Consider the following 19,849-nt stretch of genomic DNA (forward strand, 5'->3'; position numbering starts at 1 on the left):
GGCGCCCCCTCGCCCTCGCGCCCCCACCCCCCCCCCCACCCGCTGGGGGGGTCACCCCACACGGTGAGGACGCCCCTTCGCTACGTTCCGCGGGCCGGGCCCGGCCGCCCGGGTCAGCCGTTGCCGCCGCCGTGCTTGCCGCCGTTGCCGCCGCCGATCATGCCCGGCGGGAAGGTGAACCCGCCGCCGATCATCCCGCCGTTGCCGCCGCCGTTCCCACCGCCGTTGCCGCCGCCGGGGTTGCCGCCGCCCTGCGGCGGCGGGGGGTTGCCCGCCGGCGGCTGGGGGTTCTGGTCGGCCGGGGGCGCGGTGGCACCGGCCGGCGGGGTGGCCGGCTGCGGGTCCGGGATGTCGATGGTCTGGATCGGCTCCATCGGCGAGCCCTGGAGGGCCTGGTTCATCGCCATCTGCCAGATCGGACCGGGACCGTCGGCGCCGAAGACCTCGTCGAAGTGCTTGCCGCCGATGTTGATGTTCTTCATCTTGACGCCGCCGGCCGGGCCGCCGAGCCAGACCGAGGTGGCCAGCGACGGGGTGTAGCCGCTGAACCAGGCGGCCTTCTTCTCGTCGGTGGTACCGGTCTTGCCGGCGATCTTGCGGCCGCCGTCCAGGCCGAGCGCGGCCGCGGTGCCCTTCTCGGTCACGTTCAGCAGGACGGTGTTGAGCTTGTCGGCGGTGTCCTCGGAGAAGGCCTGGCTGCACTGGGTCTGCGGGACCGGGAGCTCCTTGCCGTCCACCGTGCTGATCTTGTTGATCGCGATCGGGGTGCAGTACTTGCCGCGCGCGGCGAAGGTCGAGTAGACGTTCGCCATGGTCAGCGGGGAGAGCTCCAGGGTGCCCAGGACCATCGAGGGCACCTCGCGGAAGGCGTCGCCCTTGGCGGACTGGGTGATGCCCAGCTTGTTCGCCATCTGCTTCATCGCGCAGAGGCCGACCTGCTGCTCCATCTGCACGAAGTAGGTGTTGACCGAGCGGGCCATGGCCTCCTTCAGCTGGTAGGGGCCGACCTCGCTGTCCGACTCGTTCTTGACCGTCGCCTTGCCCTCGCCCGGCGTCGGGACGTTCTTCCAGGTGCCCGAGCAGGTGGACATCTGCGGGTACTCGATCTTGTTCTGGGAGGGGAACGCCTGGGTGGGCGCCATGCCCGACTCCAGCGCCGCCGCGGCCAGGATCGGCTTGAACGTCGAACCGGTCTGGAAGCCGTTGCCGCCGCCCATCGAGGCGTCCACGTTGAGGTTGACGACGGTCTGGTTCTTGTTCGGGTCCAGGCCGTACGGGCGGGTCTGGGCCATCGCCAGGATCTTGCCGGTGCCCGGCTCCATCATGGTCGCGGCCGCCGACACCGTGTCGGTCACGTTGACCTTCTTGGTGACGGCGTTCTGGGCCGCGGCCTGCTTGTCCGGGTCCAGCGTGGTGTAGATGTTCAGGCCGCCGGTGTCCCAGAGCTTCTTGCGCTCGTCGGCGCTCTTGCCGAAGGCCGGGTCCTGCTTGACCACGTGGCGGACGTAGTCGCAGAAGAAGCCCATCCCGGCCTGGGCGGTGATGCAGCCGTTCTGCGGGTCCTTGTACTTCAGGCCCAGCGGGGCGGCCTTCGCCTCCTTCGCCTCGTCGGCGGTGATGTGCTTGTTCTCCAGCATCTTGTCGATCACGACGTTGCGGCGCTTGACCGTGTTCTCGGGGTAGCGCACCGGGTCGTAGGACGACGGGTTCTGCACCATGCCGGCCAGCGTGGCGGCCTCGGCGACGGTCAGGTCCTTGTTGCTCTTGCTGAAGTAGCGCTGGGAGGCGGCCTCGACCCCGTAGGCCTGGTGGCCGTAGAAGGTGATGTTGAGGTAGTTGGTGAGGATCTGGTCCTTGCTCAGGTCCTCCTCCAGCTTGATGGCGACCTTGAGCTCCTGGATCTTGCGGCCCAGGGTCTTGCGCTGGGCCTCCAGGACGGCGGCCTGGTCGTCGCCGGCCTTCTCCACGTTGACGTTCTTCACGTACTGCTGGGTCAGCGTCGAGGCGCCCTGGGAGGCGGTGCCGCTCTCGGCGTTCTTGCTGACCGCGCGCAGGATGCCCTTGAGGTCGACGGCGCCGTGCTCGTAGAAGCGGGCGTCCTCGATGTCGACCTGGGCGTGCCGCATGAACGGCGACATCTGGTCGGCGGTGAGGACGGTGCGGTCGCGCTCGTAGACCTTGGCGATCAGCCCGCCCTTGGCGTCGAAGATCTGGGTCGCCTGGGTGAGCGGCGGCGTCTTGAAGTCGTCGGGGATGTTGTCGAAGCTCTCCGCCGTGTCCTTGGCGGTCAGCCCCATGGCGCCGACGGCCGGCAGGGCGAGCCCCGCCAGCAGGACTCCGGAGAGCACGCTGACGCCCAGGAACTTCACGCCGTTGCCGACGTGGTCCAACGGTGATCCGCCGGCCCGGCCGCGCGGAGCTCCGGTGTTGCCTGGGGGCTGGGGTGCCTGTGGGCGCTTCGGTGCCATGGGGAGAACCCTACGTCGCGGATTCCCGTACACAGGGGCAGGTGTTCGCCTAGGCTTGTCACAAGCTTGGTACAGCTTCGGTGCGTCAACATCATTCACTCTTGTGAGTGCAGAGAGTTGCCCGAATTGCCCCCGGATGTCCGGATTTTGAGGCGGCTGAGGCCTCCTGTGCCCGCGTGAACGGTTGCTCTCCGTGATGGCTCCTGTGGCGAGAGTGGGGGCTCCGTCGTTGGCAAGGTGCGCGACCTGCGATCACTCCAACGAGTGAGCTGACCGATACCCATAGTCCAATCGGGTCATTCGAGATTGAGCCCGAAGGGGCTGTTGCAAGCTGTCGTTCTTCCGTAACGTCCTCAACTGGCAACGGTGAATATGCCGTTGCCGCCGTGGGGGAGCCTCGATACGGGAGAGGACGGCGCCGGGATGGGCTGGGTTGACGACTGGAGTGCGCAGGCCGCCTGCCGCACGAGTGATCCGGACGAACTGTTCGTCCAGGGGGCGGCGCAGAACCGCGCGAAGGCGGTGTGCAGCGGCTGCCCCGTGCGGACGGAGTGCCTCGCGGACGCCCTGGACAACCGGGTGGAGTTCGGGGTCTGGGGCGGGATGACGGAGCGCGAGCGGCGGGCACTGCTGCGCCGGCGCCCGACGGTCATCTCGTGGCGGAGGCTGCTGGAGACCGCCCGCACCGAGTACGAGGAGTCCCTCGCGACCGGTGTGATACTGACGGACTACGCACAGGCGGGCTGAGCAGCACCGCACCGGCCGAACCGGGGGGTCCGGGCCGGGCCGGCCCCGGGCGGAGCGCACGTCGCACCGCCCGCGGCCTCCTACCGCTGTCGAACTACCGCCTTCGATCAGCCTTGTCGCCGCCGTCCTGCGCGGCGTCGCCCGGGGCCGCGCCGCTGAGCCGGTCCCCGATGGCCCGCAGTCCGTCCAGGTCGTGCACGTCGCCCGGCAGCGCCGGGACCTCCACGATCGGCACGTCCGGGTAGACCGAGACGAAGCGGTCGCGGGTGCGGCGCTCCCGCCCCATGATCTGCATCCGCTCGGCGTGCAGTCGCAGCAGTCCGGCCGCGAGCAGCTCCGCCTCCGGCGAGGAGTGCTCCGAGCCGTTCTCCTCCAGCGCCTCCGCCGCCGCCAGCGCCCGCTCCGCGGTCAGCTGCGGGGCGCCCGTGCCGTGCACCCGGTTGAGCACCAGCCCGGCCAGCGGCATCCGGTCCGCGGCGAGCCGGTCCACGAAGTACGCCGCCTCGCGCAGTGCGTCCCGCTCCGGCGCCGCCACCACCAGGAACGCCGTGCCCGGCGCCTTGAGCAGCTGGTAGGTGCGGTCGGCGCGTTCGCGGAAGCCGCCGAACATCGAGTCCGTCGCACTGACGAAGGTCTGCACGTCGGTCAGCAGCTGGGCGCCGAAGATCTTGCCCAGGGTGCCGGTGAGCAGGCCCATCCCGGCGTTCAGGAACCGCATCGCGCTGCGCCCGCCGACCTTGGCCGGAGCGGTCAGGATCCGGATCACCCGGCCGTCCAGGAAGGACCCGAGCCGGTTGGGCGCGTCCAGGAAGTCCAGCGCCGAGCGCGACGGCGGGGTGTCCACGACGATCAGGTCCCACTCCTCGGCGTCCCGCAGCTGCCCGAGCTTCTCCATCGCCATGTACTCCTGCGTGCCCGCGAAGCCGGCCGACAGGGACTGGTAGAAGGGGTTCTCCAGGATCGCGCGGGCCCGTTCGGGTTCGGCGTGGGCCAGCACGACCTCGTCGAAGGTCCGCTTCATGTCCAGCATCATGGCCTGGAGCTCGCCCTCGCGCCGCCCGCCGTCCCCGTCCGGGTCGCGCAGCGGCGCCCCCTCCATCCCGGTGACGCCCTTCACCACCCGGGGGGTGTTGTCGAGCTCGGTCAGGCCCATCGACTGGGCGAGCCGGCGGGCCGGGTCGATGGTCAGCACCACGACCTTGCGGCCGCGTTCGGCGGCCCGCAGGCCGATCGCCGCGGCGGTGGTGGTCTTGCCGACGCCGCCGGACCCGCAGCAGACGACGATCCTGGTCCCCGGATCGTCGATCAGCTCGTCCACCGCGAGCCGCTTCCCGGTGCTCCGCACCCCGTTCGAGGTCATGCCGCCCCCTGCCGCTTCAGGTCGCCCGCCAGCCGGTAGAGCCCGCCGAGGTCCACGCCCTCGCTCAGCAGCGGCAGTTCGTACGTCGGGATCCGCAGCTGCTGCAGGTCGGCGCGCTGCGCGCGCTCCAGCTCGACCCGCTCGGCGTGCTCCCTGGCCTGCTCCAGCAGCGGGTCGATCAGCGGCTCCACCGCGGCCCGGACCGTCTCCGGCTTGCGCGAGCGGCCCCCGAGCCCGGCCTCCCCGAGCGCCAGGGCGACGTCCTCGCGGTGGTCGCCGTCCACCGCGGACACCGCCGCCGCGTCGAGCACCGGCGGCCGGACCATGTTGACCAGCACCCCGCCCACCGGGAGCTTCGCCTCGCGCAGTTCCCCGATGCCGTCGACCGTCTCCTGCACCGGCATCTCCTCCAGCAGGGTGACCAGGTGCACCGCGGTCTCCGGGGACTTCAACACCCGCATCACGGCCTGCGCCTGAGTGTGTATCGGGCCGATCCGGGCCAGCCCGGCGACCTCGGCGTTGACGTTCAGGAACCGGGTCAGCCGCCCGGTCGGCGGGGCGTCCATCACCACCGCGTCGTAGCGGCGCCGGCCGTCCGGGTCCTTGCGCCGGGTCGCCTCGCAGGCCTTGCCGGTGAGCAGGACGTCCCGGACCCCGGGCGCGATGGTGGTCGCGAAGTCGACGAAGCCGACCTTCTGCAGCGCCTTGCCGGCCCGGCCGAGCTTGTAGAACATCTCCAGGTACTCGAGCAGCGCCTGCTCGGTGTCGATCGCCAGCGCGAAGACCTCGCCGGGCTGGGCCCCGCCCGCGGACGCCTCCGCGGCGGGCAGCCCCAGCTGCCGGCGGGAGACCGAGGCGATCCGGCGCTCCTCGTACGGCAGCGCGGCGATGCCGAACAGCTCGGCGATGCCCTGCCGGCCCTCGACCTCGATCAGCAGGACCCGGCCGCCGTCGGCCGCGAGCGCCAGGGCCAGCGCGGCGGCCAGCGTGGTCTTCCCGGTGCCGCCCTTGCCGCTGACCACGTGCAGCCGGACGCCCTCCCAGTCGGGATCGCGCCGGTCCGCCTGGCCGGGGGTGCGTGCCACGCTCCGTCTCCGTCCGTCTCCGTCCTACGGGCGTCCCCTCCTGACGAGGGTGCCCCTCACCAGGGTGCCCTCTCGCGAGGGTAACCAGGGACCGCGCCGGATGCCCGGAGCACCTGGGGGTGCCAGGCCTGATCATGCCCTCTTTGTGCTCCACCTCACACGCCGGTCCCCGTGCGGCGCCGATCGCCGCGGCGGCTCGTCTAGAGTCTGGCCATGACCAAGTGGGAATACATGACGGCGCCCCTGCTCGTGCACGCCACCAAGCAGATCCTGGACAACTTCGGCGAGGACGGCTGGGAGCTCGTCCAGGTCGTGCCCGGCCCGAACCCGGAGCAGCTGGTGGCCTACTTCAAGCGGGAGAAGAACGCATGAGCGTCGTCGAGTCGAAGCTCGCCGAGCTGGGCCTGACCCTGCCGCCGGTGGCCGCCCCGGTCGCCGCGTACGTGCCGGCCCTGCAGTCCGGCGAGTTCGTGTTCACCTCCGGCCAGCTCCCGGTCGTCGGCGGCAAGCTGCCGAGCACCGGCAAGGTCGGCGCCGAGGTGTCCCCGGAGGAGGCCAAGGAGCTCGCGCAGACCTGCGCGCTGAACGCCCTGGCCGCCGTGAAGTCCGTGATCGGCGACCTCGACCGGATCGAGCGGGTCGTCAAGGTCGTCGGCTTCGTCGCCTCCGCCCCCGACTTCACCGGCCAGCCGGGCGTCGTCAACGGCGCCAGCGAGCTGCTCGGCAAGGTCCTCGGCCCCGCGGGCGTGCACGCCCGCAGCGCGGTCGGCGTCGCGGTGCTGCCGCTGGACGCCCCGGTCGAGGTCGAGCTCCAGGTGCGGGTCAAGACGGTCTGAGTCCGATCACGGAGGCGGGGCCGGCCCTGGCCGACCCCGCCTCCGTGCGCTTAGCATCCGGGCATGGACCATCGAGCAACGACGCTCCCGATGCCGCCCGGCTGGCCCGCCCGGATCCGGGCGGTCGAATCCGGCGTGCTGACCCCGCCGGTGCCCAGGCCCGCCGCCACCGTCGTGCTGCTGCGCGACGCCGCCGCCGGCCCGGAGGCCTACCTGCTGCGCCGGCGCACCTCGATGGCCTTCGCGGCCGGGATGTACGCCTACCCGGGCGGCGGGGTGGACCCGCGGGACGCCGAGGTCGAGCCGGGCTGGGCCGGGCCCTCGCCCCGGGAGTGGGCGGACCGGCTCGGGGTGGACGAGCGGACGGCCCGGGCGGTGGTCTGCGCGGCGGTCCGCGAGACCTTCGAGGAGGCCGGCGTGCTGCTGGCCGGCCCGGACGCGGGGAGCGTCGCCGAGCCGCGCGACTGGTCCGCCGAGCGGGCCGCGCTGGAGGCGCACGAGCTGTCCCTCGCCGAGTTCCTCCGCGACCACGGTCTCGTGCTGCGCAGCGACCTGCTGGGCGGCTGGGCCCGCTGGATCACCCCCGAGTTCGAGGAGCGCCGCTACGACACCTGGTTCTTCGTGGCGGCCCTGCCGGCCGGGCAGCGGGCGGCCCTGGAGGTCGGCGAGGCCGACCGGGTCGCCTGGCTGAGTCCGGCCGAGGCGGTCCGGGGTCACCAGGAGGGCCGGTTCGGGATGCTGCCGCCGACCGTGACGGTGCTGCGCGAGCTGTCGTCGGTCCGCACCGCGGCCGAGGCGCTGGCCGCGGCCGCCGACCGTCCGCTGGAGCCCGTGCTGGGCCGGGCCGAGCTGCGCGGCGACCGCATGACGGTCCGCTGGCCCGGGTACGACGAGCTGACCATCGACGGGGAGTTCCCCGAGGGCTCCTGAACCGTCCGCGGAGGAGGCCCACCGGCACCGCCGCGGAGAACCGCACCACCGCGGAGACCGCACCACCTCAGAACCGCACCACCGCAGAACCGCACCACCGCACCACCGCACGGAACCGCGCGAACCGCACCACGCAGAGAAAGGACCGACGCCCGATGACCCACAACGAGGTGGCTCGCCGGACGGCACCCGAGATGCCCGCCCGCCGCCTGATCCCCCGCACCCCGGCCTGTGACGACCAGGTCCCGTTCGTCGAGCCGACGCAGCGCGCCGTCGTCCGGGCGCTGCCGCTGCGGACCCTGCACCGCGACGGCGGGGGCGGCCGGTGAGCGGTCTCCTGCCCGGTGACCCCGCCGCCGTCGTCGGCGGCGAGGCCACCCCCCGGGCGCTGTGCGTGCTGGCGCCGAACCCGTCGCCGATGACGCTGGACGGCACCAACACCTGGCTGCTCTCCGAGCCCGGTTCGGACCTCGCCGTGGTGATCGACCCGGGCCCGCTGCACGAGGAGCACCTGCGCCGGGTGGTCGCCCTCGCCGAGGAACGGGGCAAGCGGGTCGCGCTGACCCTGCTCACCCACGGCCACGCCGACCACTCCGAGGGCGCGGCCCGCTTCGCCGAACTCACCGGCACCGAGGTGCGGGCCCTGGACCCGGCGCACCGGCTGGGCTCCGAGGGACTGGTGGGCGGTCAGCGCCTGGACGTCGGTGGGCTGGACCTGCGGGTGGTGGGCACCCCCGGCCACACCTCGGACTCACTGACCTTCCACCTGCCGGACGACGGCGCGATCCTCACCGGGGACACCGTGCTCGGCCGCGGCACCACGATGGTCGCCCACCCCGACGGGCGGCTCGGGGACTACCTGGACTCGCTGCGCCGGCTGCACACGATGGCCTCCCACCACGGCGTGCGGACCGTGCTGCCCGGCCACGGCCCGGTGCTGGCGGACGCGCTCGGCGCCGTCGACTACTACCTGGCGCACCGGGCCAACCGGCTCGCACAGGTGGAGACCGCGGTCGAGGCGGGCTGCCGGACCGCGCCCGAGGTGGTGGCGCGGGTCTACGCCGACGTGGACCGGGCGCTCTGGCCGGCCGCGGAGCTGTCCGTCCGGGCGCAGCTGGAGTACCTGGAGGAGCACGGGCTGATCCCGGAACGGAGCTGACCGCCCGGACCGGGTGCCCGCACCGACGCCGAAGGGCCCGTCCGGACGGACGGGCCCTTCGCGGTGCTCTGAGCGTCAGCGCGAGCGGCGGGACAGCCGCTCGACGTCCATCAGGACCACCGCGCGCGCCTCCAGCTTCAGCCAGCCGCGGCCGGCGAAGTCGGCGAGCGCCTTGTTGACCGTCTCGCGGGAGGCGCCGACCAGCTGGGCCAGCTCCTCCTGGGTGAGGTCGTGGGCGACGTGGATGCCCTCCTCGGACTGCACGCCGAAGCGGCGGGAGAGGTCGAGCAGGGCCTTGGCGACGCGGCCGGGCACGTCGGAGAAGACCAGGTCGGACATCACGTCGTTGGTCCGGCGCAGTCGGCGGGCGATGGCCCGCAGCAGCGCGATGGAGACCTCGGGGCGGGCGTGCAGCCAGGGCTGCAGGTCGCCGTGGCCCAGGCCCAGCAGCTTGACCTCGGTCAGTGCGCTGGCGGTCGCGGTGCGCGGGCCCGGGTCGAACAGCGACAGCTCGCCGATCATCTCGCTGGGGCCGAGCACGGCGAGCATGTTCTCGCGACCGTCGGGCGAGGCGCGGTGCAGCTTGACCTTGCCCTCCGCGACGACGTACAGCCGGTCGCCCGGGTCGCCCTCGTGGAACAGCGACTCCCCACGGGCGAGGGTGACCTCGGTCATGGAAGCGCGCAGCTCGCCGGCCTGTTCGTCGTCGAGTGCCGCGAAGAGTGCGGCGCGCCGCAGAACGTCGTCCACGTGCTTCCTCCTTCTCGGCCGTGCGGCGGGTGGGCCGTCCGGCGCAAGTTCCGTTCAGTGTTCTGCGTCACCAAGCATGGCGCATGTCGCTCCGATCATATGAGGAGGGGGTGTGCCGAGGTGTGCCGTGCGGGGCCATTCGTACCGGCGGGTCATCGGCCGGGACACGTGGCGGGAGGCCCGGACGGCTCCGGGGGGCCGTCGTCGAACCCGCGCCCGTAGGGCGACGGCGGGCCGGTCAGGCGAGTGCCGGCCCGTCCTGGCCGAACAGCGAATCGCCGACTGCCGTGCGGGCGTGCAGGACGGCGTGGCCCGCGCGGTGGGCGCTGGTCAGGCCGGCCGTGCGCAGGGCGGTGACGTGCTGCGAGACGCCGGCCGGGGACAGTCCGGTGCGGCGGGCCAGCTCGGTGGTCGAGGCCGGGGAGTCCAGCTCGGCCAGCAGCCGGGCGCGGGAGCGACCGAGGACGCCGGCCAGCGCGTCGGTGCGGGCCGCCGCGTCCGGCCGGCGCTCCCACAGGGTGGCCGTGCCGCGCGCCGGGTAGATCAGCTGCGGCGGGTCGGGCGGCAGCACCCGGGTCAGCACCCGCGGCCAGGCGAAGGCCGAGGGCAGGAGCAGCAGCCCGGCGCCGGCGGTCAGCCGGGTGACCGCGCAGTGCCGCTGTTCCAGCAGCAGTGCGGTGCCGTCCCAGCGGACCGTCTCGTGCAGTTCTCCCAGCATCCGCGCGGTCCCGTGCTCGGCGGCCTGCCGGGAGCGGTGGAAGACGTCCGCCGCGAGCAGCGCCCGGATCCGGGCCCAGTACGGGGCGAGCGCCAGCTCCCAGTACGCCGCGAGGTCGGCGGCCAGCCGGGGCAGCTGCGCGGCCGGGTCGCGGTGCAGCGGCGCCAGGACGGCGGGCAGCCGGCCACCGGCCTCGGCGGCCAGGACGTCGAGGTCGGCCCGGACCTGTTCGGCGCCGGTGGCGGTGATCGCGGCCAGCTCCTCGGCGAGCGTCGGGGAGAAGCCGGCCGGGGCGGGGTTGAGGAAGTCCGGCAGGTGGCCGGTGGGCGGCACCAGCGCGGTCAGCCGTTCCGGGGCCGGTCCGGCGGCGGCCGACCGTTCGCGGACCTCCCCGGCCCAGCGGCGGTGCAGCGCCGGGACGGGGGAGCAGGCGAGGGCGCGCAGGCTGGTCACCACCTCCTGCATCGGTGAGACGGCGAACCGGGTCAACGCCAAGTCCTGTGCGGAGAAGTGCAGTTCGGTGCGCATGCGGGCCCCCTCCGCGGAAGATTCAGCCCCAGCTTAATCACTGGTCCGGTCGGGTCGGCCGGGCGCAGGATGCCTCCGTCCCCACCGATCCGTACGAAAGCCGGTGACACCCATGTCCACCACCCCCGAGTCCCGCGAGCGGGCGTTGCGGCTGCGCGCACTGGTCGCGGACGGCGCACTCGTCCTGCCCAACGCCTGGGACGCGGGCAGCGCCGCCGTGATCGCCTCGGTCGGCGCCCGGGCGGTCGCCACCACCAGCGGCGGCGTCTCCTGGTCGCTCGGGCACGGCGACGGCCAGCGGCTCGACCGCGCGGCGGCGGTCGAGGCGGCCCGGCGGATCGTCGAGGCGGTCGACCTGCCGGTCACCGTCGACGCCGAGGGCGGGTACGGGCCGCTGCCCGCCGACGTGGCCGGGACCGTGACCGCCCTGGTCGGCGTGGGCGCGGTCGGCGTGAACCTGGAGGACTCGACGGCGGTCGGCGGCCCGCTCTTCCCGGTCGCCGCGCAGGCCGAGCGGCTGCGCGCGGCCCGTGCGGCGGCGGCCGCGGCCGGGCTGCCCGAGCTGGTGGTCAACGCCCGCACCGACGTCTTCCTGTTCGGGCTGGGCGGGCTCGACGACGTGCTGGCCCGGGCCGGGGCCTACGCCGGGGCGGGCGCCGACGGCCTGTTCGTCCCCGGGCTGCTGGACCTCGACGTCCTCACCGAGCTCTGCCGGCGCTCGGCGCTGCCGGTGAACGCGATGGCCGTCCCGGGCGGGCCGACCGTCGCCGAACTCGCCGCCACGGGCGTGCGGCGGATCAGCCTCGGCACCGGTCTCGCCCAGCTCGCGTACACCGCGGCCCGCCGCGCCGCCGCCGAACTGCTCGGCGCCGGGACGCTGACGGAACTCGACGGGGCGCTCGGCTTCGGCGAGCTGAACGGGCTGTACCGGGGCTGACGGCGGTCCCGGGGGCCGCCGACGGTCGGGGCGGCCGGCCGCCCCGGGGCCTCAGCCCTGGAAACCCAGTTCGGCGAGGGTCCGCTCGATCCGGGCGTGGTGCTCCGCCGCCCACTCGTCCAGGGTCTCGGCGGCCTCCTTGGCCAGCTTGGCCCGGGCGGCGTCCAGGACCCGGTCCCGCTCGGCGGCGGGCACCACCACGACGCCCTCCTCGTCGGCCACCACCACGTCGCCGGCCGCCACCAGGACACCGCCGCAGCGGACCGGGGCGCCGTGCGTGCCCAGCGCCTTCTTCGCCCCGGGGATCGGGATGACGCCGCGGGCGAAGACCGGGAAGCCCGCCTCCCGGACCTCGCCGAGGTCCCGGATCAGCCCGTCGGCGACGAAGGCCGCCACGCCCCGGCGCTGCGCCACGGCGCACACGTTGCCGCCGGCCAGCGCGTAGTCCAGGTCGCCGGACTCGACCACGATCACCGAGCCGGGCCCGGCCCGGTGGATCGCGGCGTGCAGCATCAGGTTGTCCCCGGGCGGGCACTGCACGGTGAAGGCCGGGCCGGCCACCCGGGGCATCCCGGCCCAGAGCGGGCGCATGCCGATGTCCATGACCTGGGCGCGGCCCAGGATGTCGGCCAGGGTGGTGGTGGGGATGTCCTTGAAGTCCACGTCCATGGGTCCTCGTTCTCCGATCATCGGTTCGTCGGAAGACTAGGGCCACCGGCCGCGACACCGGGCGCCCCTCCCCCGGACGGGGCGTCAGGGACGGGACGTCAGACCCGTTCCCGGGGCGCGAGGTCGACCCCTCCCCGGGACGGAACCTCAGGCGAAGAACTTCTCCAGCTCCGGCACCAGCACCTCGGCCGCGACCTCGTGGGTCTGGTCGGCCAGCGTCCGGTACCCGGCGCCCGGCACGGCCGCGGCCACCGCGGCGGCCGGGGCCCGCAGCAGCTCCGGGCTGGCGCCGCCGTCCAGCACCAGGGTCGGCACGGCGATCCGGGCCAGGACGTCGACCGGGACGGTCGCACCGGTCCGCGCGCCCAGCGCCGCCGCGTCGTAGGCCAGCGTCGGCGCGATCGCCTCGAACAGCGGCCACACCGGGGCGGTGCGCATCCCGGCCACCATCTCCGGGGGCATCCCGACGAACGTCATGAAGGCCGCGACGGCGTCCCCGCGCCGTCCCTCGGCGAGCGCCGCCTCCAGCTCGGTGACGTAGCCGACGAAGCGGGCGCTCTGCTCGGCCCCGGTGCTGAAGGGCGGCTCGTAGACGGCCAGCCGGGTCATCGGGACGCCCGCGGCGGCGGCCCGCAGCGCGAGCGCGGCGCCCGAGGAGATGCCGAAGACGGCGGCCGAGCCGCCGGCCGCCGCGACCACGGCGGCCAGGTCCTCGATCTCGCGCTCCACGGCGAACGGCGCGGTGTCGCCGCTGCCGCCGCGGCCGCGCCGGTCGTACGCCCAGACGGTGTGGTGGGCGGCGAGCTGCTCGGCGACCGCGACGCCCGGGTCGAAGGCCCGGTGGGTGGTCGCCCCGTCCACCAGGACGACGGCCGGGCCGGAGCCGGTGACGGTGCAGGCGATGGTGGTGCCGTCGGTGGAGACCACGGTGCTCATGGGGTGTTCCTTCGTTCGGACGATCCGGTCGCAGGGGTAGACCGGTGTCCGCCGCGGAACTCATCGCTCCCGCCGAAGATTTTTTTCCGGGGCGTCCACGGTCCCTCCTGCCCGCCGGCCTCACTCCGGACGACCAGGACCACCCTCGTCGAGGGCCGCAGTCCTGCTCGACAGCCCCGTGGGAACCATAGGGCGCACCCCGGCGCGACGACCATGGGCGTGGTCCACGTTCCCGTCCGTGGAAAATCCACGATCTCGCCGAGGGGCCCTGACCTCCGGCCGCCCGGACCGGATCATGAGGCGCGGAAAGCCCTCGACGAAACGGGAGAGCGTGGAAGTGGGAACGGACTCGAAGCTCCGGCGCATCGCATCGTGGCGCAGAACCGCCGTCGTATTTCCGCTGCTGTGCGGAATTCTGGCCGCCCCGGCCCAGTCGGTCTCGGCCGCGGCCCGGGCCGATTCCGCGGAACCCGCGAAGGAGCCGTCCATCGCGGTGCCGTACAAGGCCGCGGAACTGTGGCAGCGGGGAATCACCGGAAAAGGCGTGACGGTCGGCGTACTGGTCTCCTACGGAGATCCCCGACTGGCCGATTTCATCGCGCAGTACGACGAGGCGTACGGATTGCCGCCGGCCGACATCGTGAATCTCGAACCGCTGGGGAAAGCGCCGTCCTGCACCGACCCCGGGGTGAACACCGCGAACTGCCTCGCCTGGCAACAGGAGACCAGGACGGACGTGGCGATGATCCACTCGCTGGCCCCGGGGGCCCGCATCGCGGTGACCGCGATCCCGGTCGACGAGACCCAGGGCGAGACCGGGATGCCGGAGATGATGCGGGCCCTCGACTTCCTGACCGAGCACGGCATCGCCGACGTGGTCTCGATGAGCTTCGGGACGCCGGAGCAGAACTTCTCCGACCCCCGGTCGATCCACCGCCTCGGGCGGGCCTTCTCCCGCGCGGGCCGGGCCGGGGTGACGCTGGTGGCGTCCTCCGGGGACCACGGGCCGACCGGGCCGCTGCGCGACTCGCCCGACCGTACGTACGACCGGCGGGTGGTGGCCTGGCCGGCCTCCGACCCGCGGGTGACGGCGGTGGGCGCGGTGCAGCTGCACGTGGACCGCGACGGCAACCGGACCGCGCCCGACACGCTCTGGCCCCGGTCGGGCGCCGGCCACTCGTCGGCCTTCGCCCGGCCGTGGTGGCAGCGGTCCGTGGCGGACGGAGGGACGGCCGACGGCAGGGCGGTGGACGGCAGGGCGGCCGACGGCAGGGCGGTGGACGGCGGCGAGGCGGACGGCCGCTCGATCCCCGACATCACCATGCAGGGCTCCCGCGGGAGCTCCCAGTCCGCGGCCCTCTTCGCCGGCGTGGTGGCCCTCGCGGTCCAGCAGCACGGCGGCCGGCTGGGCGACATCAATCCCCTGCTGTACCGGCTCGGCCGGCACGGTGCGGCGGCCGGAATCACCGATGTCACCGAGGGTCGCAATGACTACGGCGGAGTTCCCGGCTTCGCCGCCGGTACGGGCTTCGACACCGCGAGTGGTTGGGGCACGGTGGATGTTCCGTCCTTCGTCCGCGCACTGGCCGGATCCGATCGCTGAGCCGCAGGTCGCGGCCGCTCCCGCGGATTGCCCGGTGCGGTGCGCCGGCCGGTGCAATTCCACGAGTCCGGGGAATTGACCGCGATTGCGGTCGGTCCGGAGACGGTCGACCGGCAGCGGAAATCCATCATTTCCGGTCAATGACTGTGTGTTAACGGGATATTGCTGACGGGAACTATGCTCTGGGTGAGGCGTGCGGGGGCCGCGTCGTCGTGCGAAGCGGGCCCCGCGCGCCGATGGCGGGCCGAATCGTCTACCGGGAGCTGACATTGGGTCACAGTGAGTACCGAATCGACGGTGATCGTCACTCGCGGCGGCCGGCCGGGCGTCGAACGTCCCGGATGGCCGGCGACCCCCTGTCGAGACTCACCCAGGGCATCGTCGTCATGGTGGCGGTCGGCTTCTTCGTCGCCTCGGTGGTGGCCACCGTCCGCAACCACGACGGCCTGGTGTACCAACTGTCGGCCGTCGTCGTCCTGTTGCTGCTGCTCGGCTTCCAGATCATGCACGCCGGTCCGTGGCGGCTGGAGCGGCTCTGGTGGCCGTGGAGCCTGTTCGCCCACGGGGTGCTCACCTACCTGCCGTTCCTGGTGTTCGACGGCTCGTGGGTCGGCATCCCCGGCTCCTTCGCCGGTTCGGTGCTGCTGACCGTCGCCGCGCCCCGCTCCTGGATCCTCTTCGGCGCCCTGGCGGCGGGCCAGTACCCGCTCTGCGCGGCCCTGGACGGGAACTTCGGCCAGTGCGTCAACGCCGTCGTCTCCACCGTCGTGGGCGGCGTCGTCGTGTACGGCGTGGCCCGACTCGCCGATCTGACGGCCGAGTTGCGGGCCGCCAGGACGGAGCTGGCGGAGCGTGCGGTGGACCAGGAGCGGCTGCGCTTCGCGCGAGACCTGCACGACCTGCTCGGCTACAGCCTCTCGGTGGCGGCGCTGAAGTGCCAACTCGCCCAGCGGCTGGCCCTGGAGGACCCGGCGCGGGCCCGCGCCGAGATGTCCGAGGTACTGGTGATGGTGCGTCAGGCGATGTCGGACGCCCGCTGGATCTCCAGCGGCGACCTCCAGATGTCCCTGGCGCGGGAGTCCCGTTCGGCCGTCGCGGCGCTGCGGGCGGCCGGGATCAGCGCCGACGCCGACCTGGACTGCGGCGTGCTGCGGCTCGAACTGGACGCGGTGCTGGCCACCGTGGTGCGGGAGGCGGTCACCAACATGCTGCGGCACAGCGTGCCCGGGCACTGCGAGATCCGGGCCGACCGGGACGAGCGCGGCACCGTGCGCCTGGTGGTGTCCAACGACGGCGTCCCGGCCGACGGCGGACCGGCGGAGCCGGGCGGCGGGCGCGGCCTGGAGAACCTCACCGAGCGGCTGCTGGCGGTCGGCGGTCGGCTGACCGCCGAGCGGGACGATTCCGGCTGGTTCCACCTCTCGGCGGTCGTCGAGGCCTCGTCCGCCCCGAAGGCGGCGGCCCGGGAGGCCCGGGAGGCCGGATCCGAGCGGGCCTCCAGCGCGGCCTGACGCCCGGCACCGCAGGGAGCGTGCGGCCTACTCGCGCACCCCCATCGCCTCGACCGGTTCCCTCCGCAGCGCCAGCCGGGTGGTCAGCAGGACGGTGCCGACCCCCAGCAGCGCCGCCCCGCCCAGCACCGCGGCCTCCCAACTCCCCGGCAGCGACGGCCAGGCCGTGCCGGTGAGCGCGAGGCTGACCGGCACCAGGACGGCCGCGGTGACCGCGGCGCCGAGGGCGAGCGCCACGGCGACGGTGATCCCGCCCTCCCAGGCCATCATCCGCAGCACCTGGCGGCGCGTGGTGCCCACCAGCCGCAGCAGCGCGAACTCGCGCAGCCGCTCGGTCGTGGCCATCACCAGGGTGTTGACGACGGCGATGGCGGTGAACAGGCTGATCATGCCGAGCAGTAGCCGGCCGACCGCGGTGGCCGCCTGCTGCTGGTGCCGGCGCGCCGCGTCGTAGTCCGCCCGGTCGCTGATCCGGGCCATCGGGTAGGCCGACCGGAGGCCCTGGAGCTCCCGGCCCACCTGCTGCGGGTCGGCGCCGGGGGCGGTGCGGACCAGCACGGTCGGTGCGAGCAGGTCCGGCGTGTGCGCGGCGGCGAAGCCGGTGGGCAGCAGCGCGTCGGCGAACCGCGCGTCGCGGTCGTAGACGGCGACGACCGTGGCGGTGCTGCTGCTGCCGTCCTCCCACTGGATCCGGACCGTGGAGCCGACGTCGACGCCGAGACGGGAGGCGGTCTGCTGCCCCAGCGCGATGCTCTCGCCGCGAAGCCGGTCCAGTGAGCCCGCCGTCACCCCGGGGTCGACCAGCTGCTCCAGCCCCTGCGGGTCGACGATCCGGGCGTCCACCCCGTGGGTACCGGCGGTGTCCGAAGTGTTGCCGGACACCATGACGACGCTGGACACCAGGCCGCCGGCCGCCCCGACCCCGGGCAACTTCCTCACGGCGTCGGTGAATTCGGCCGGAAGGCCGATGTCGCCCGCCTGGACGACGTGGTCGGCCAGCAGCCGTCGGCCGTCCTCGGCCACGTTGGCCTGCGCCTTGACGACCGGGACGAACAGCACGGTGCCGGTGAAGGCCACCGCCAGCACCAGCGGGGTGACGGCGGCGGCGAACCGGCGGGGCTGGGCCCGCAGGGCGGCGGAGGCGAGGAATCCGGCGATGGGGAAGAGCCGGCCCATCGGCCCGCCGATCGCCACACTGGCGACCCGGCCGATCAGCGGGCCGATCAGCGCGACCCCGAGCAGCAGTACCAGCACCATGCCCTCGGCCGTGCCGGCGCCGCTGCGGCCGTCCGTCGAGCCGGCCAGCACCGCGCCGCACACGGCGAGGGTCACCAGCCCGAGCGCGGTGCGGATCCGGCCGATGCCGGGCGGCGGCGCCGAGGAGTCGCGCAGCGCCTGGGTGGGCTCTACCCGGGAGGCCCGGCGCGCGGCGGCCCAGACCGCCAGCTGCGCGGTGACGACGACGACGCCGAGGACGATCAGCGGGGCGGTCGGCCCGACGTGCAGCGGCACGTCCGAGCTGACCACCCCGCGGTCGACCAGTTCGCCCCGCAGCAGCGCGGCCAGGCCGACCCCGAGCGGGACGCCGACGACCGCGGCCGCGAGTGTCAGCACCAGCGTCTCCAGCGCGATCATCCGCCGCACCTGGCCGCTGGTGGCGCCGACCGCCCGCAGCAGGGCCATCTCCCGCATCCGTTGCTGGACGGAGAGTGCGAGCGCCCCGGCCACCACGAAGACCGAGACGAACAGCGACAGCACCCCCATCGTCCCGGCGAGCGAGGACAGGCCGTCCCCGGGCCCGGGAGCGCCGTAGAACTCCAGCTCGGCGCGTTCGTCGCCGGTGCGCGCCCGGGGTCCGGACCCGTCGTCGCCGCCGTTCTGCGGTCGGGTCGCGGCCACCGCCTGTCCGGCCTGCTCGGCCAGTGCCCGAAGGTCGGTTCCCTCCGCGGCGATGATGCCGATCGCGTTCGCGCCGGTCGTCGTCCCGGCGAGCCGGGCGGCCTGCTCGGGGCTGAAGAAGAGTGCGCTCTGCCGGGACAGCTCCTGCGCCGGCGAGGCCAGTCCGGCCACGGTGTAGGGGCGGGGCGCCGAGGTGGTGGCCAGTCGTACGGTGCCGCCGGCCGTGACCCCGGCGCGGGCGGCGGTGGCGGCGTCCAGGACCACCTCGTCGGGCCCGGCCGGGGCGCGGCCGGAGGTCAGCCGGAACGGGGCCAGGACGGCGCTCGTCCAGGAGTGCCCGAGCGAGGGGCCGCCCTGCGGACCGGACAGGACCTTTCCGTCCGCCGTGATGACCGCCGCCGGGAAGGAGACCTCCGGGACGGCGGCCGTGACGCCGGGCAGTTGTGAGAGCCGGGCGACCAGCGGTCCGGCGTCGGGGACGCGGGTGGGGTCGCCGACCACGACCGGGGCCGCGGCGTACCGCTCGGCGGACCTGCCGGTGCGCAGGGCGGACTCCAGCAGGACGCCGCAGGCGGCGGTGAGGACGAGGGCGAAGGCGAGCGCGGTGAAGGCGCCGGCGAAGCCCGCCTTCCGCGCGCGCACCGTCTGCCAGGCCAGCAGGAGCATGTCGTCAGCGCCTTCCGAGGATGGTCATCCGCTCGGCGACCCGTTCGGGCGTGGGCCCGTCCAGGACCTCGGCGAAGGCGCCGTCGGCCAGGAAGTAGACCTGGTCCGCGTAGGAGGCGGCGACCGGGTCGTGGGTCACCATGACGACGGTCTGGCCCATCCCGTCGACCACGTGCCGGAGCAGCCGCAGGACCTCGGTCCCGGTGGTGCTGTCCAGGGCGCCGGTGGGTTCGTCCGCGAAGACCACCTCGGGCCGGGTCACCAGGGCCCGGGCGATCGCCACCCGCTGCTGCTGGCCGCCGGACAGCTGGGTGGGCAGGTGCCGCACCCGCTCGGTCAGACCGGTCCGTTCGACGATCTCCGCCAGCCAGGCCTTGTCCGCCCGACGCTTGGCCAGCCGCAGCGGCAGGGTGATGTTCTGTTCGACCGTCAGCGACGGCAGCAGGTTGAAGGCCTGGAAGACGAAGCCGATCCGTTGGCGCCGCAGGATCGTCAGTTCGTTCGGGGACAGCGCCGCCAGGTCCCGGCCGGCCAGCCGGACCCGGCCGGAGGTCGGCCGGTCGAGCCCGGCGGCGCAGTGCAGGAAGGTGCTCTTCCCGGATCCGGACGGCCCCATCACCGCGGTGAACCCGCCGCGCCGGAACTCCATCGACACCCCGCGCAGGGCGTGCACGGCCCCCGCCCCCTGCCCGTACACCTTGCTCACCCCGTCGAGCCGGACCGCCGGGTCCGGGTCGGAAACGGAATGGGCCTGTTCCGGATCGTTGGAATCCGCAGTCCGCGAGAAAACGGGAATCCCCTCCTCGATGCGCCGCCCTGCCCCTTATCGCCGGCCAGCCTAGCCAAATCCGCAGACCGGCGTAACGGCCGGACCGGCCGACGGGCCCGTCCGGCCGTCGGGGAACGGCCCCGGGCGGCCGGGGGATGGGCAATCCACGGGCCGACCCATGCGAATCGCATGGGGCATTCCATGGAGTACGGCGTGGCCAAAGTCCTGTTCGGGTGCAAGGATCGACCTTGTTCGAAGTAATCAAACACGGACCGCCG

The 19,849-nt window shown here is 73.8% G+C and carries 18 protein-coding genes; 9 read left to right on the plus strand and 9 right to left on the minus strand.

The genetic code is table 11. The features are described from left to right. Window positions 1-113: 113 nt before the first annotated feature. Entirely contained in the window at window positions 114-2,468 is a 2,355-nt protein-coding gene (locus tag ACFV0O_RS27800) for a transglycosylase domain-containing protein (RefSeq protein ID WP_380346346.1), read from the minus strand. Window positions 2,469-2,891: 423 nt separating this feature from the next. On the opposite strand from ACFV0O_RS27800, the gene ACFV0O_RS27805 reads away from it, so the two are divergent. Then, a complete protein-coding gene (locus ACFV0O_RS27805; protein ID WP_030240986.1) occupies window positions 2,892-3,215 on the plus strand; it encodes a WhiB family transcriptional regulator in 324 nt (107 codons plus the stop codon). 94 nt (window positions 3,216-3,309) lie between these two features. On the opposite strand, the gene ACFV0O_RS27810 is transcribed toward ACFV0O_RS27805, so the two are convergent. Together ACFV0O_RS27810 and ACFV0O_RS27815 are read right to left on the minus strand one after the other, a co-directional pair. After that, complete coding sequence (locus tag ACFV0O_RS27810) at window positions 3,310-4,575, minus strand: ArsA family ATPase (protein WP_380346348.1); 1,266 nt, start codon at window positions 4,573-4,575, stop codon at window positions 3,310-3,312. Beyond that, entirely contained in the window at window positions 4,572-5,660 is a 1,089-nt protein-coding gene (locus ACFV0O_RS27815; RefSeq protein ID WP_380346350.1) for an ArsA-related P-loop ATPase, read from the minus strand. The genes ACFV0O_RS27810 and ACFV0O_RS27815 overlap by 4 nt, the downstream gene beginning before the upstream one ends. 213 nt (window positions 5,661-5,873) lie before the next feature. Here ACFV0O_RS27815 and ACFV0O_RS27820 point away from each other — a divergent pair, with 213 nt between their 5' ends. From ACFV0O_RS27820 to ACFV0O_RS27840, 5 genes are all read left to right on the plus strand, one after another. After that, the gene (locus ACFV0O_RS27820) at window positions 5,874-6,032 is read left to right on the plus strand and encodes a DUF4177 domain-containing protein (protein WP_094743074.1); all 159 of its coding nucleotides are present in this window, start codon (window positions 5,874-5,876) and stop codon (window positions 6,030-6,032) included. Beyond that, on the plus strand, window positions 6,029-6,496 hold the full coding sequence (locus ACFV0O_RS27825) for a RidA family protein (protein WP_360253610.1): 468 nt from the start codon (window positions 6,029-6,031) through the stop codon (window positions 6,494-6,496). Before ACFV0O_RS27820 ends, ACFV0O_RS27825 begins: the two co-directional genes overlap by 4 nt. 63 nt (window positions 6,497-6,559) lie before the next feature. Then, the gene (locus ACFV0O_RS27830; protein ID WP_380346352.1) at window positions 6,560-7,426 is read left to right on the plus strand and encodes an NUDIX hydrolase; all 867 of its coding nucleotides are present in this window, start codon (window positions 6,560-6,562) and stop codon (window positions 7,424-7,426) included. A 155-nt stretch (window positions 7,427-7,581) separates the two neighbouring features. Further along, entirely contained in the window at window positions 7,582-7,755 is a 174-nt protein-coding gene (locus tag ACFV0O_RS27835; protein WP_380346354.1) for a hypothetical protein, read from the plus strand. Beyond that, a complete protein-coding gene (locus ACFV0O_RS27840; protein ID WP_360253604.1) occupies window positions 7,752-8,585 on the plus strand; it encodes an MBL fold metallo-hydrolase in 834 nt (277 codons plus the stop codon). Before ACFV0O_RS27835 ends, ACFV0O_RS27840 begins: the two co-directional genes overlap by 4 nt. Window positions 8,586-8,660: 75 nt before the next feature. Here the strand turns inward: ACFV0O_RS27840 and ACFV0O_RS27845 are convergent, their stop codons facing one another. Together ACFV0O_RS27845 and ACFV0O_RS27850 are read right to left on the minus strand one after the other, a co-directional pair. Next, on the minus strand, window positions 8,661-9,335 hold the full coding sequence (locus ACFV0O_RS27845; protein ID WP_030240972.1) for a Crp/Fnr family transcriptional regulator: 675 nt from the start codon (window positions 9,333-9,335) through the stop codon (window positions 8,661-8,663). A gap of 238 nt (window positions 9,336-9,573) precedes the next feature. Further along, a complete protein-coding gene (locus ACFV0O_RS27850; protein WP_380346356.1) occupies window positions 9,574-10,581 on the minus strand; it encodes a winged helix-turn-helix domain-containing protein in 1,008 nt (335 codons plus the stop codon). A 112-nt stretch (window positions 10,582-10,693) separates the two neighbouring features. On the opposite strand from ACFV0O_RS27850, the gene ACFV0O_RS27855 reads away from it, so the two are divergent. Further along, entirely contained in the window at window positions 10,694-11,518 is an 825-nt protein-coding gene (locus ACFV0O_RS27855) for an isocitrate lyase/phosphoenolpyruvate mutase family protein (protein ID WP_380346358.1), read from the plus strand. A gap of 51 nt (window positions 11,519-11,569) precedes the next feature. Here the strand turns inward: ACFV0O_RS27855 and ACFV0O_RS27860 are convergent, their stop codons facing one another. Further along, a complete protein-coding gene (locus ACFV0O_RS27860; protein WP_380346360.1) occupies window positions 11,570-12,187 on the minus strand; it encodes an RraA family protein in 618 nt (205 codons plus the stop codon). Between the two features lie 147 nt (window positions 12,188-12,334). After that, on the minus strand, window positions 12,335-13,123 hold the full coding sequence (locus ACFV0O_RS27865; RefSeq protein ID WP_380346362.1) for an alpha/beta fold hydrolase: 789 nt from the start codon (window positions 13,121-13,123) through the stop codon (window positions 12,335-12,337). A 337-nt stretch (window positions 13,124-13,460) separates the two neighbouring features. Here ACFV0O_RS27865 and ACFV0O_RS27870 point away from each other — a divergent pair, with 337 nt between their 5' ends. Together ACFV0O_RS27870 and ACFV0O_RS27875 are read left to right on the plus strand one after the other, a co-directional pair. Continuing rightward, on the plus strand, window positions 13,461-14,726 hold the full coding sequence (locus tag ACFV0O_RS27870) for a S53 family peptidase (RefSeq protein WP_380346364.1): 1,266 nt from the start codon (window positions 13,461-13,463) through the stop codon (window positions 14,724-14,726). A 341-nt stretch (window positions 14,727-15,067) separates the two neighbouring features. Beyond that, the gene (locus ACFV0O_RS27875) at window positions 15,068-16,237 is read left to right on the plus strand and encodes a sensor histidine kinase (protein ID WP_380346366.1); all 1,170 of its coding nucleotides are present in this window, start codon (window positions 15,068-15,070) and stop codon (window positions 16,235-16,237) included. Between the two features lie 27 nt (window positions 16,238-16,264). Here ACFV0O_RS27875 and ACFV0O_RS27880 read toward each other — a convergent pair whose 3' ends face one another. Further along, a complete protein-coding gene (locus ACFV0O_RS27880; RefSeq protein WP_380346368.1) occupies window positions 16,265-18,802 on the minus strand; it encodes an FtsX-like permease family protein in 2,538 nt (845 codons plus the stop codon). A gap of 4 nt (window positions 18,803-18,806) precedes the next feature. After that, window positions 18,807-19,508 (minus strand): ABC transporter ATP-binding protein, encoded by a 702-nt coding sequence (locus tag ACFV0O_RS27885; protein WP_360253588.1) that lies wholly within the window; start codon window positions 19,506-19,508, stop codon window positions 18,807-18,809. Between the last annotated feature and the right edge of the window lie 341 nt (window positions 19,509-19,849).

The sequence above is a fragment of the Kitasatospora sp. NPDC059577 genome, assembly GCF_042735475.1.
Taxonomy (GTDB): domain Bacteria; phylum Actinomycetota; class Actinomycetes; order Streptomycetales; family Streptomycetaceae; genus Kitasatospora.